Source organism: Moraxella tetraodonis (assembly GCF_022359095.1).
Lineage (GTDB): Bacteria > Pseudomonadota > Gammaproteobacteria > Pseudomonadales > Moraxellaceae > Faucicola > Faucicola tetraodonis.
On the sequence record NZ_JACSYB010000001.1, the window covers coordinates 2312941 to 2326405 of the forward strand.

Sequence of the window (13465 nt, forward strand, 5' to 3'; positions counted from 1 at the left end):
TTGCATTGCCCTTTTTTCATTAACGAGATTTGTTGCGCGCGTTACTTTTATTTTTAGCGCTTTTTGCTTTCCTGGTGCTCTCATTTGGCTTAGATTGAGAATTAGGATTAGATAGCGCGTTGGGATTGGATTGAACAGAATTAGAGGCCGCTTGCGATTGACCGCGACTTTTGCCTTTACCGCGATTATTAAATGACGATTTTTCCAGCTGTGCCACCAAATCAAAATCAATCTGCTGGGTCTCCATATTGACGGCAGCGACTTTGACACGGATTTTATCACCGAGTCCAAACACCAGTCCTGATTTTTCGCCAAATAACTGCTGCGCCTTGTCATCATAAACAAAGTAATCTTCGCCCAAATGCGAGATATGAATCAAGCCATCAATGAATAAATCGGTGAGAGTCACGAACAAGCCAAAATTGGTCACTGTGGTAACCACCGCATCAAACGCTTCACCGATATGGTCTTTCATATAATGGGCTTTGAGCCACTGCTCAACAAAACGGCTGGCTTCATCGGCACGGCGCTCTGTCATTGAGGTCTGTTCACCTGCATCTTCTAGAGACCAATCTGGCAGCGGCGCCTTTTTGCCAGTCACTTTCGCTTTGATGGCACGGTGTAGCATCAAGTCGGGATAACGGCGAATCGGTGAGGTAAAGTGGCTGTATTCCTCATACGCAAGCCCAAAGTGTCCAATATTAGTCGGTGCATAGTTGGCTTGCTGCATGGAGCGCAGTAGTACACTATGGATACTAATCGCATCAGGGCGCTCGCGTGTCGCTTCAATGATACGCTGATAATCTGCCTGTGTCGGGTTTTCTTCAGGAAATGACAAACCAAAATGCTTCACAAAGTCACTGACGCGAGCGGCTTTTTCTGCCTCTGGGGTATCATGATTGCGATACAAGACCGGCAATTCATGCTTGAGCGAAAACTCAGCCGCGCAGGTATTGGCAAGTAGCATCATCTCTTCGATGAGCTTATGCGAGTCACCACGCGTCCGTGCCACAATGGCGCTGATTTTGCCTGCTTCATCAAACTTGATATAAGTCTCTTGGGTTTCAAATTCCATCGCATGGCGCTGTTCGCGTTTGACCAATAGCACTTTGTACAAATCATAAAGCACATCAATCGATTTTTTGACCGCTTTATTACCGGTGATAGTGACAGGCACTTCGGCTTTGGGCGTTTCCCCTTGCGCTTGGGCAAAATAATCATTGACTTGGTTATAAGTCAATCGCGCTTGAGAGTGCATCACGCTTGGATAAAACTCATAGCTGGTCACGTTGCCGCTACGCGATAGTATGATGTCGGCTACCATACACAAGCGGTCAACACTTGGGTTTAACGAGCAAAGCCCGTTGGAGAGTTTTTCAGGGAGCATCGGCACCACAAAATGCGGGAAATACACTGATGTACCACGTTCATAGGCTTCTTGGTCAAGTACTGAGTTGGCAGTCACATAATGACTGACATCGGCAATCGCGACCACCAAGCGATAGCCACCGCCGCGACGTTTTTCGGCATAGACGGCATCATCAAAGTCGCGCGAGTCTTCGCCATCAATGGTGACTAGCGGCAAGGCACGTAAGTCGATACGGTCTTGATAGTCTTTTTGTGTCGGCTCTTTGTAGGCATCGACTTGCTGCATGACTTTTGGGCTAAACTCATGGGGAATATCGTAATTTAGCAGCGTGGTTTTGATAATCAATTCACGCTCGTTATCATCGACCAAGCTTTCAGTAATTTTCCCCGTCGCGTATTCATGCTGGGTGGGATAGTCGATGATATCGACTTTGACGGGATCACCCATTTTGAGTTGTAACGCTTCGACGTTTTCTTCCGTCACCGTAATCGGTTGATGATTGTTTGGGCTAATGAGTTCTACAAAGTAACCATCGTCATCTTTTGCAAGTTTGCCAATATATTGTAGCTGGGCATGGGATACCACTGACAACACACGACCCATCATACGACCACGGTTGTCGGTGCTAGTAGCGATGGCTTTTACTTTATCGCCATGAAATACCCAGCGCATTTCAGTTTCATTCAAAAACAAATCAGGCATATCCTCAAGCACGACAAAGCCAAAGCCTTTGGCATGGGCAGCGACCACGCCAGCCACAGCATCGTTCTCAGTCAATGGGCGATAAATGTAAGGATTGCCACCGTCGGCATCACGGCTTAATTGTCCATCACGCAGCATGGCTTTTAAGCGGTTGCCCAGTGCGTCGTACTCGTCGTCATCTAAATCAAAAATCGTCGCAAGCTCATGTTGGGTAGCTTGTCCGCGCTCAAGTAGGGTTTGCAAAATCAGTACACGGCTTGGAATCGGGTTGTCATAGTTGGCTGCTTCAACAGCGGCATTGGGATCTTGCCAATTTTTCATATTGTTGTCGTCTTTTCTTATCATTTAAAATTTGTCATTTAAACTTTGTCATGCAAATTATTTTATCACCTTCGTTAAATGCTAGGGGAAGTATTATCCATCACAGCGATAAAATCATGTTAAAATTTTGTTGCTTAGCTTAGCTTTAGTTCAGGCTTTAGCTCAGCTTAGGTTGATTTAGGATTTATCGCATTGTATATGGGTGCGTTGCAAGCGTTTTCAAATGGTTGGTTTTAATAATGGTTCGTTTTAAGTTTTAATTAAGCTTTAATTTTAATATAGCTGGCTTCAATAATGAGTGTTCAATGGCTAACAATGAATCGCCACAGTGACATAGACAGTGACATAGATTGGTCAAAAAAATAACAGAGGGGAACCCATGAAAGCAAGAATTTTAGCCGTTGGACAAAAAATGCCAGCTTGGGTACAGACGGGATTTGACGACTATCATAAACGTATTCAGCCCATGCTCAGCACCGAAATCGTTGAAATCCCCGCCTGCAAACGCGCCAAAAACCCTTCGCCTGCCGAACTTGAAAAATATGCCATCACCGAAGGCGGGCTAATCTTGCAAGCGCACCAAGCCAAAAATTCAGCAGGCAAACGCGAGCAGCTGATTTGCCTAGACGTCCGCGGTAAGAATCTATCAACCGAAGATTTAGCGGCTAAAGTTGGCGAAGCCATGCAGCTGGGTGATGACATGGCGTTTGTGATTGGGGGTGCTGATGGCATTTCAAAAGAGGTATTAGCCCATGCGACATTCAAATGGTCGCTGTCCAATCTCACCTTGCCGCATCCGCTCGTGCGCGTGCTACTGATGGAGCAGCTGTACCGCGCTATGACCATTATCCATCATCATCCGTATCATCGTGGTGATTATTTTTAAGTTTTTCCAGTTAACCTGTTATGTTTGATTATGTATGAAATCGCTGACATGGCTTGTTTTTGCGAATTTTTCCCTTATTTAACCTATCAATCCTTTTTAGTTAATCCTTATTAATTCGTTATCATTTCTATTTATCACTGCAACTTTAAGAAAATTGATGGAAAAAACCGAAAAACAACCAATCAGCCTGCAGCCATTTTTACCCAAAACACCGTACCCGCTTTATACCTTGCCCAGTCTGTTTATTTCACATGGGGCGCCGACGATTGCTATCGAAAACAACCGCACTACCCAAGCGCTCAATAAATTTGGGCAAAATCTGCCAAAACCACGCTTGATTATCATCATCTCTGCGCATTGGCAAAGCCAGCATCTAGAAATCAATGGCAATGCGGCGCCCGCTACTTGGCATGATTTTAGCGGCTTTCAAAAAGCGCTGTATACCATCGATTATCCTGTCAAAGGCGACAGCCTGATTGCTGAGCAGCTGGCACAGCAGTTGCAGGCTTTGGGCGTTAACACGTCCGTCAATCGACTGCGTCCGTTTGATCATGGGGTATGGTCGCCACTGGTGCATTTGTATCCGCAGGCAGATGTGCCGATTGTGCAGCTTTCGCTACCGCAGCATTTTGATAGTTATGCGTGTTTTCAGTTGGGGGCTTTATTGGCACCGCTGCGGGCAGAGCAAGTATTACTCATCGGCTCTGGCAGTGTCACCCATAATTTGGCGCAGGTACAGTTTGATAGCGGTGAGGTGGATGCTGAGGCACGTGAATTTAAATATTGGTTGATTCATCAACTCAAACAACATATGCCAACGGCTTTAGATTGGCGGTCACATCCATTTGCCCATCACAATCACCCCACCCCTGAGCATTTATTGCCGTTATTTTTTGCGGCAGGCGCAGGCACAAAGATGAGCATCGTGCATGAAAGTTTTGCCCATTTTAGTTTGGGTATGGATGTGTATCGGTTTGATTAATCCTTAGTCCACATCCGCCACATCGAGATTTTTGTCGATTTGAAATACCAAAAATGCGCCAATAGTCATGAGCATAAACATGGTAATACCCAGCTTGGCCACGGGATTAAAGGGCAGGATATTTAATACTAAGCCGCCAAAAATACCGACGACAAAGTTGAGTGAGCCTTGCAAGGCACTCGCCATGCCAGCGCGGCGTTTTTGAAATGCCAAAGCAATGGCACCTGAATTGGGCTGAGTGAGTCCTAACCCTGCAATACAACAAAAAATACTGGCGAGCACCAACGGTAGCCAAGCTTGCGTGCCAAAAACTAAGCCTAGCAGCATCAAACACGCTGCTGCGATTACTTGCATCACCGCCCCAAATCGCAGCAAGCTGACTAGACGATAACGGTTCACTAGCCATTGATTGACCTGTGTCAACCCAATAAAACCTGCCGCATTCATGCCAAAAATCCAGCTAAAATGCTGCGGCGTGACCCCATACCCTTCCATAATTAGCTCAGGTGCCGCGCTGATATACACAAACATCGAACCCATCAGCAGTCCTGCGCCAATCGCAGGATAATTAAACTGGGTATCTTTGAGCAAATCCCAGTATTGACTGAGCACGTCATTCATCGGACGGTTGTTGCGAAACTCATCGGTCAAGGTTTCATGCAAAAACAGCCGGGTCAGCACGATATTTAAAATGCCAAACCCCGCCAAAAACCAAAAAATCACCCGCCAACTGGCGACTTTTAACAGCAACGACCCCAAGCTTGGTGCCAAAATCGGCGCAATCCCCATCACTAGGACCATCAGCGAAAATGCCTTTGCCATTTGCTTGGGATGCAAGCGGTCACGAATCATCGCCCGCGACACCACCGTTCCCACACACGCACCCAACGCCTGTAGCGTTCGTGAGACAAACAACACGTATTCATTGGTGGTGGTTGCACACATCACCGAGGCAATCACATACAATACCATGCCCACATACAAGGGCTTGATGCGCCCAATCCGATCCGAAATCGGACCATAAAACAACTGCCCGACCACCAATCCCACAAAATAGGCAGGTACCGAATTAGACATAAAAGCCGTTGCTACGCCAAAATCTTTTGCCATACTGGGCAAAGCCGGCAAATACATATCAATCGACAGCGGACCGATAGCAATAATCAACCCCAAAATCATAATCCAAACTGTCGGATAGTCTAAGTCGTGCGATGGTTGAGGGTGCGGTGTTGGCGGTAGGTTCATAGTGATCAATTTAAATAAAAAAGCGTGTCTAAATAAAAAAGCAGGCAAAAATCATAAGTCGGCTATTATAAACAAATTTTCCTAAAATATTTTTCGTTATCGTTTAGTTTATGTGAGCAATCAACCATGCAGATTGGCTAAAACACAGCATAAAAAAGGCAGCCTTTGCTACCTTTTTTTAGCGAATACCTTGACAGCTTACTGCAAAAAAGTACCCAAACGTTGACCCATTGTCACAGGCACTGAATTATAAAGACCTGCACCCCAAGCCATGCCCGCTGATTTTGGTAATACCACAATCGCCGTTGAGCCCAAATAAAACCGCCCAAGTTCATCGCCTTTTTTCAGCGTCATGTGATGGGTTTGACGCTGCACGCGATCGCTACGTTTGATTTTGCCTGTGGCCACTGTTTCAATCCCTGCTACAATCATCGCCCCGACTAGCACAACGCAAGCTTTACCAAATTCGGTATCAAACACACACACGCAGCGCTCGTTACGGGCAAACAAATCGGTAATGTTTTCAGCGGTCTCGTTATTCACCGAGAATAGCTGTCCTGGCACATAGATGGTTTCTACCAAGGTACCGTCAAACGGCATATGCACGCGGTGATAATTGGTCGGTGCCAAATACACGGTGACAAAACTCCCCTCTTGCATGGCTTTGCCAAGTTCATAATCGGCGAGCAATTGCCCGACTTCATACGATTTGCCTTTGGCTTGCAGGATTTGGTCTTTATCGATTTGCCCCAATTGCGATATCATGCCATCTGCAGGACAGATCAGCGCATCTGAGTCATCATCAATCTTGCGCGCGCCGTCTTTGAGCTCACGAGTAAAAAAATCATTAAAACTGTCATACTGAGAAAAGCTACCGCGCGCATATTCCTCTAGCTTGATGCCATACACCGAAGCAAAGGTACGAATAAAGGTTTTTTTCACCATCGGATGACGGCTTTGGGCAAGACGACCTGCGATTTCACTGATTTTTTGTTGTGGGACAAGCGATTGTAACGTCGTAAACAAGGTCATAAGTTACTCGAGATTGGCATTTTAAAGTTGGCTTATTATAATCAAAATCCCCCTTAGAATCACGGTATATTAAACACTGGGCTACGAGCTAAGCGACAAGCTAGCTTTTAAGTTAAGCCGCTTACGCTCAAACTGACGGATAGGAAAAATCATGAAAGCAGTATTACAACGGGTGAAATTTGCCAAAGTAGCAGTTAACCACGCGCCTCACCCACAACAAATCGTCGGCGAGATTGCACACGGCGTACTGGTCTACCTTGGACTTGGGCATGATGATACGCTCGCCATGGGGCAAAAAATGATTGATAAAATCCTCACCTATCGCGTATTTGAAAATGAGCTAGGCAAAATGGATAAAAATGTGCAAGAGGTTAATGGCGGCTTACTGTTAGTGTCGCAGTTTACCCTCCTTGCCAATACCCAATCGGGTAGACGTCCTGATTTTAAGCCCGCGATGGCGCCCGATACTGCCAAAGCTTTGTTTGCCCAGATAGTAGCGTATGCCAAGACGCAATATGCAACCGTGCAAACAGGCGAATTTGGCGCAGATATGCAAGTCAGCAGTTGCAACGATGGTCCAATAAATTTTATTTTTGAACTGTGATGCGACCTGTATTAAGTACCAAAAATTGAGTCAAACACCGAATTTTTTACAACACCACAAATAAAAGCCATAAAAGCTTATCATTGTCATTTTTTTGTCATATTCTGAAGTTGTAATATGGGCATTGTAATATTGTTGTCATAAAATTATTTTGACAAACAGTTGCCTATTTTTATCGCTTGAGAAATTTATGAAAAATGAAACTATTTTGGTAGTGGAAGATGAGCCTGCCATTCGAGAAATGATCGTGACCACACTAGAGATGGCAGGATTTGATTGTTTGCAAGCCTCAGAAGTCTCTCAAGCCCATCATTTGGTGGTCGATCATCGCCCTAACCTCATCTTATTAGATTGGATGCTACCCAATGGGCTATCAGGCATTGATTTATGCCGCCGCCTAAAGAAAGATGAAATGCTCTCTGAAATTCCTATCATCATGCTCACCGCCAAAGGTGAAGAAGACAACAAAGTTCAAGGACTTGACGCTGGGGCAGATGACTATATCACTAAGCCGTTTTCCACCCGTGAATTGGTTTCCCGTATCAAAGCGGTATTGCGCCGTAGTAGCGCATTGTCAGGCGAAAAACCCATTGATGTGGGCGGCTTGTCGCTAGACCCTGCCAGTCAGCGCGTGAGTGCCAATAACAAAGCGGTAGATATCGGACCGACAGAGTATCGGCTACTTGCCTTCTTTATGAGTCATCCCGAGCGGGCTTATACCCGTACCCAGCTACTCGATCAAGTTTGGGGTGGCAATGTGTATGTCGAAGATCGTACCATTGACGTGCATATCCGCCGCCTGCGTAAAGTGCTTGAGCCATTTGGGTTTGCGGACTATATCCAAACTGTACGTGGCACAGGCTATCGCTTTTCTAATAAAATCGACTAACAATAGTCTGATTAATCGCATTGAAATTTTTGCCAACTTATCCCAACTTCGCTATAGTAAGCTTTCTCAATGGACGCTAGAAAAATTAATATGTGGTCGAGCATTTTACCCGTGGTGACAGTTGGGGTTGCAGGGCTGCTCATTGGCGGGCTATTAGGGTTTTGGGGTTGGGGACTGGCGATAGGGCTTTGCCTGTATCAGCTATATTTTTTATGGTCGATACAACGCTTTAAAGCATGGTACAACAAAAACCCCGATGAGCCGCCGCCTGCATTTGAGTCCAACCTTAGTGTCGTTGCCAGCAATATCTACCAAGTCAATCGCCAAGAGAAATTGGCGCATCAGCAAACCGTTTCGCTGGTGCAAAAAGTGCGTGACTCGCTGAGCGCATTGCAAGACTCGATTATTCTGATTGATAAAAACGACTGTATCGAATGGTGGAACAACTCTGCCGAGCGGCTTTTTCAATTTAAAGCGCCCGACCAAGGTCGCAATGTGTTGACCATTATTCGCAACCCGCTTTTTCATCAATATTATCACCACATTGAAGACTATCCAGATGGTGTGCGTATCCATAACCCGTCTAATATCGAGCGCTATGTGCAGTGCAAGATTACCAAATTTGGGCAAGAAAAATTACTGCTGATTTATGATGTCACCCGTTTTCAGCACTTAGAACAGATGCGAAAAGACTTTGTGGCAAATGTTTCGCATGAACTTCGCACGCCGCTTACCGTCATCATGGGGTATGTGGAGACTTTGAGTGAACAGCCTGAGTTAGATCCGCGTATTGCTCGCGCGTTTACTCAGATGATGCAGCAAAGTCAGCGCATGAATAACATCATCAATGACTTACTATTATTATCTAGGTTGGAAAATGATGAAAAGCCCGCTGAGCCCAAAGACATTGATATTCCCAAAATGCTGATGCAATTATTTGACGATGCGCAGATGTACAACAAGTCATACGACCATATGATTCATTTGCATATCGACAGCACGTTACATATTTTGGGTTATGAAGATTATCTGCGAAGTGCGCTCAGTAACTTGATTACCAATGCCATGAAATACACCCCCAAAGGTGGTGAGATTAGTATTAGCTGGCATGAGTATGACGCGGGGGTATGTTTTAGCGTGACCGACAATGGCATTGGTATCGAGCAGCGCCATATTCAGCGCTTAACCGAGCGTTTTTATCGCGTGGACACGGGTCGAAGCCGTGAGACAGGGGGTACCGGTTTGGGGTTAGCAATTGTCAAACATGTCTTGTATCAGCACCATGCCACTCTTGATATCACCTCCACAGTTGGCAAAGGCTCGACCTTTACTGTGACCTTTCCAAAATCTGCCAGCATCCCAACCCAATCCCTTAATCCTGCAAGCCCACAAAGTTAAAATTTACTTGTGGCTGACGTCCTTGCATGATATCAGCAATCGCTTTTGCTGAGCCGTTCGAGTGCGTCCAGCCCAAAGTGCCATGTCCGGTGTTGAGATACAAATTATCAATACGTCCTTGGCGATTGACCGCGCGACCGATAATCGGCACATTTGACGGTGTCATCGGTCGCAGCCCTGTCCAATAATTTGGCTGAGTCAAATCTACCGCATCCCCAAACACCTCTCTCACCCGCCGCGTAATCGCTTGGCAACGAACGGGATTTAGCTCAAGGTTAAAACCGTTAAATTCAGCCGTTCCTGCTACTCGCAAGCGATCGCCTAAGCGCGAGTATACCAGTTTAAACTCATCATCAATCAAGCTCACATAAGGTGTCTCATCGGGTCGCAACACGGGGTACGTGGCTGAATAGCCTTTGGCAGGATAGATGGGTAAATTGATACCCAATGCTTTGACTAAGGCAGGACTATAACTCCCTAACGCCAGTACATAAGCATCCGCGGACAGTATCTGTGACTGCGCTGGCAAAGCGGTATTGTCTCTACTATCAACGGACATTACTTCCACACCATCAATGTGTTGGTTATGATAAATAAGTCGTTTGATGGCGGTATTAAATAAAAATGTTACCCCTTGCTGTTGACAAAGTGCGGCCAAGCGATGGGTGAATTTTTGCGCATCCCCTGATTCATCAAGTGCGGTATAAGTCGCCCCCACCAATTCTTTGCCAATACCAGTTAACGCAGGCTCTAATTCTATCGCTTTATCCACACTAATGACTTGCCGATCACAACCCAATTGCTGCATCCGTTTAGTGGGTGCTATCGCTGCTTGAAACTCAGCATGATCGGTATAAAAATGCATAATACCGCGTGTCAAACAGTCATAATCAATGCCCGTTTGCGCCCTGACTTCGCCGAGTACTTGCCGAGAATATAATCCTAAATTGACCATCTGCACCAAATTAGCATCGGCACTTTTCGCATTACACTGCTGCAAAAACTGCCAACCCCATCGCCACAGCGCCATATCAGGGGCTGCATCTTGTCCCGCGTTGCCCGGCAAACCCAACAACCGACGCCAGCGAAACAACAATGGCGCATCTTCTCGAAATAACCATTTTAGCGCTTTATAGGGTGTATCAGGATTTGCCCAAGGCGTAGCATGTGACACAGATATTTGCCCACCATTGGCAAACGATGTTGACAATGCCGCGCTACTTTCGCGCTCGATTACCGTTACCTCAAACCCTGCTTGTCGAAGCTGCCAAGCAGTGGTGACACCCACCACCCCTGCACCCAGCACGATTACCTGCTTTGTCATAACTTGCCTTATTGTCGTTAGCTGATGAATATCTATAGATAAAAAATGTAGATTGACTAGCAATCAATAAAAAGCCCCCAGTTATCATGGAGGCTTTTTTTCATTTATAAATAACATGGACTGAAATTTTAATCTATCAGCGTGAGTACAAACCGTTATTTGCTTAATTTACTGCTGATTTCACGTAGCAATAGTACTTCTTCTGAAGGTTCTGGTGCAGCCGCTTCTTGTGCTTCGCTTTGACGGCGTAGGCGGTTCATGGCTTTCACCAACATAAAAATGATAAATGCCAAAATAATAAAGTTGATTAAGATGGTGACAAAATTACCATATGCAAATACAGGTACACCCGCTTTTTTGAGCCCATCATACGTCATGGCGGTGCCTGCAGGTACATCACCTAATACCACAAACATATTGGTAAAGTCGATTCTGCCACCCATAATCGCAGAGATAATCGGCATAATAATATCTTCTACCAACGATGTCGTGATTTTACCAAATGCGCCGCCAATGATGACACCCACTGCCAAATCCATCACGTTGCCTTTGAGGGCAAACTCTTTAAATTCTGACATCATACTCATATAACTTCTCCTACTTTCAAACTAATTGCTACAATCGTTGACTAAAAAGCCCTTATCATCATAAGGAATTGTGTAAAATTTTAAACCTTTACTTTGGCAGTGTGTAGATTAAATTAAAAAAGCTTGTAACAGGTACAAGCTTTTTGTAAATAAATGTTAGGCTTTCTCAAAATTTTTATCGCATAGACTCGCTATTATTTACGACCGTTACGTTTGCGCTCATTCTCAGTCAAGTATTTTTTGCGTAGACGAATTGATTTTGGTGTCACTTCAACCAGCTCATCATCTTCAATAAATTCAAGCGCTTGTTCAAGGGTGAAAATGATTGGCGGCGTTAAAATAATCGCATCATCGGTACCACTGGCGCGCACGTTCGTCAACTGTTTTGCTTTGGTTGGATTGACTACCATGTCATCGCTACGTGAGTTTTGACCGACAATCATACCTTCATAGACTTCAGTTTGTGGCGATACAAACATACGACCGCGTTCTTGAAGGTTAAATAGCGCATAGCCCAATACAGTACCATTCACCATAGAAATCAACACCCCATTTTGGCGTTTTGCCACATCGCCTGTTTTCACAGGACCATAATGTGAGAAACTTGAGGTCATGATACCGGTACCTGAGGTAATGGTTAAGAACTCAGAGCGAAAACCGATTAAACCACGTGACGGTACTACCGCTTCAATACGGATACGACCTTTGCCGTCAACTTCCATATTGGTCAATTCGCCTTTACGGTAGCCCATTTGCTCCATTACCGCACCTTGGTGCTGTTCTTCAACGTCAAAAATCACATTTTCAAACGGCTCTTGTTTCTCACCTTCGATTTCACGAACAATTACTTCTGGACGTGATACACCCAGCTCAAAACCTTCACGGCGCATATTCTCAATCAATACAGATAAATGAAGTTCCCCACGACCTGATACTTTAAATTTATCAGGACTGTCGGTATCTTCTACGCGAAGTGCCACGTTATGAATTAACTCACGTTCTAGGCGTTCACGAATATTGCGCGACGTCACGAATTTACCTTCTTTACCCGCAAATGGTGAGTTGTTGACTTGGAAAGTCATCGATACGGTTGGTTCATCGACACTTAGCGCTGGTAAGGCTTCTACGTTTTGTGGATCACAAATAGTATCAGAAATATTCAACGCATCGATACCCGTAATACAGACGATATCACCTGCCTGCGCCATAGGTACTTCGATACGGTCAAGACCATGATAACCCATGATTTGTAGGATACGGCCGTTACGTTTATTACCTTCTTTATCAACAATCGTTACAGGTGTATTGGTTTTAACTGACCCACGCTGAATACGACCGATACCAATCAAACCTTTGAAGTTATCATAATCAAGGCTTGAAATCTGCATACGGAATGGACCTTCCGTATCCACCTGTGGTGGCTCAACAACATTAACGATGGTTTCAAACAATGGCTGCATATCTTCTGCAAGCTCGTCAGGCGATAACCCTGCAATACCATTCATGGCAGAGGTATAAACGATTGGAAAATCTAGCTGCTCATCTGTCGCACCCAAATTATCAAACAAATCAAACACCTGATCCATGACCCAGTCTGGACGGGCGCTTGGTTTGTCAATTTTATTAATCACCACGATTGGCTTTAAGCCACGGGCAAATGCTTTTGAGGTCACAAAACGGGTTTGTGGCATAGGACCATCAACGGCATCAACTAATAACAACACGCAGTCAACCATCGACATCACCCGTTCAACTTCACCACCAAAATCGGCATGACCGGGGGTGTCGACGATGTTAATACGGTATTCAATGCCGTCTTTAGGATTGGTCCATTTGATCGCCGTATTTTTGGCTAAAATGGTAATACCACGCTCTTGCTCTAATGCGTTAGAGTCCATGACGCGTTCAACTTCTGCGGCACGCTCACCAAAAGTACCTGATTGTTGTAACAGTTTATCGACTAGAGTAGTTTTACCGTGGTCAACGTGGGCAATAATCGCAATATTGCGAAGATTTTTGATTGAATCTGACATAAAAAAATAGCTCTTGAAAATTCGGCTAGGAAGGGAAATTAAAACACGCGGTAGTATAACATCTTATCGTTAAAAATAGATTAAATTTATCTA

11 protein-coding genes are annotated in these 13465 nt (G+C 45.0%); 5 read left to right on the forward strand and 6 right to left on the reverse strand.

Annotation, left to right across the window (positions count from 1 at the left end; genetic code table 11):
* Nucleotides 1-19 precede the first annotated feature (19 nt).
* Entirely contained in the window at nt 20-2416 is a 2397-nt protein-coding gene (rnr, locus tag H9W84_RS10185; RefSeq protein ID WP_239743426.1) for a ribonuclease R, read from the reverse strand.
* Between the two features lie 355 nt (nt 2417-2771).
* On the opposite strand from rnr, the gene rlmH reads away from it, so the two are divergent.
* Together rlmH and H9W84_RS10195 are read left to right on the forward strand one after the other, a co-directional pair.
* Entirely contained in the window at nt 2772-3278 is a 507-nt protein-coding gene (rlmH, locus tag H9W84_RS10190) for a 23S rRNA (pseudouridine(1915)-N(3))-methyltransferase RlmH (protein ID WP_007115101.1), read from the forward strand.
* A gap of 157 nt (nt 3279-3435) precedes the next feature.
* Nucleotides 3436-4260, forward strand: a complete 825-nt coding sequence (locus H9W84_RS10195; protein WP_239743428.1) for a DODA-type extradiol aromatic ring-opening family dioxygenase — start codon at nt 3436-3438, stop codon at nt 4258-4260.
* A 3-nt stretch (nt 4261-4263) separates the two neighbouring features.
* On the opposite strand, the gene H9W84_RS10200 is transcribed toward H9W84_RS10195, so the two are convergent.
* Entirely contained in the window at nt 4264-5505 is a 1242-nt protein-coding gene (locus tag H9W84_RS10200; protein WP_239743429.1) for a multidrug effflux MFS transporter, read from the reverse strand.
* Nucleotides 5506-5703: 198 nt separating this feature from the next.
* Nucleotides 5704-6537, reverse strand: coding sequence for an archaetidylserine decarboxylase (gene asd, locus H9W84_RS10205; protein WP_239743431.1), 834 nt, complete (start codon nt 6535-6537; stop codon nt 5704-5706).
* 151 nt (nt 6538-6688) lie between these two features.
* Between asd and dtd the strand changes: the two genes are divergently transcribed.
* The 3 genes from dtd to phoR all read left to right on the forward strand — a co-directional run bounded on the left by dtd (nt 6689) and on the right by phoR (nt 9428).
* Nucleotides 6689-7141, forward strand: coding sequence for a D-aminoacyl-tRNA deacylase (gene dtd, locus H9W84_RS10210; protein ID WP_007115105.1), 453 nt, complete (start codon nt 6689-6691; stop codon nt 7139-7141).
* Nucleotides 7142-7331: 190 nt separating this feature from the next.
* Nucleotides 7332-8030: a phosphate regulon transcriptional regulator PhoB gene (gene phoB / locus H9W84_RS10215; RefSeq protein WP_007115106.1), complete on the forward strand. Its 699-nt coding sequence runs from the start codon at nt 7332-7334 to the stop codon at nt 8028-8030.
* A 90-nt stretch (nt 8031-8120) separates the two neighbouring features.
* Nucleotides 8121-9428 carry a phosphate regulon sensor histidine kinase PhoR gene (gene phoR / locus H9W84_RS10220; protein WP_186303420.1) on the forward strand — a complete coding sequence of 436 codons (1308 nt, stop codon included), beginning with the start codon at nt 8121-8123 and terminating at the stop codon, nt 9426-9428.
* Here phoR and H9W84_RS10225 read toward each other — a convergent pair.
* The 3 genes from H9W84_RS10225 to typA form a co-directional block, all read right to left on the reverse strand.
* Nucleotides 9403-10752: a D-amino acid dehydrogenase gene (locus H9W84_RS10225; protein WP_239743433.1), complete on the reverse strand. Its 1350-nt coding sequence runs from the start codon at nt 10750-10752 to the stop codon at nt 9403-9405. The genes phoR and H9W84_RS10225 overlap by 26 nt on opposite strands.
* A gap of 155 nt (nt 10753-10907) precedes the next feature.
* A complete protein-coding gene (gene mscL, locus H9W84_RS10230; protein WP_007115109.1) occupies nt 10908-11339 on the reverse strand; it encodes a large conductance mechanosensitive channel protein MscL in 432 nt (143 codons plus the stop codon).
* A gap of 194 nt (nt 11340-11533) precedes the next feature.
* The gene (typA, locus tag H9W84_RS10235; RefSeq protein ID WP_076775898.1) at nt 11534-13372 is read right to left on the reverse strand and encodes a translational GTPase TypA; all 1839 of its coding nucleotides are present in this window, start codon (nt 13370-13372) and stop codon (nt 11534-11536) included.
* Between the last annotated feature and the right edge of the window lie 93 nt (nt 13373-13465).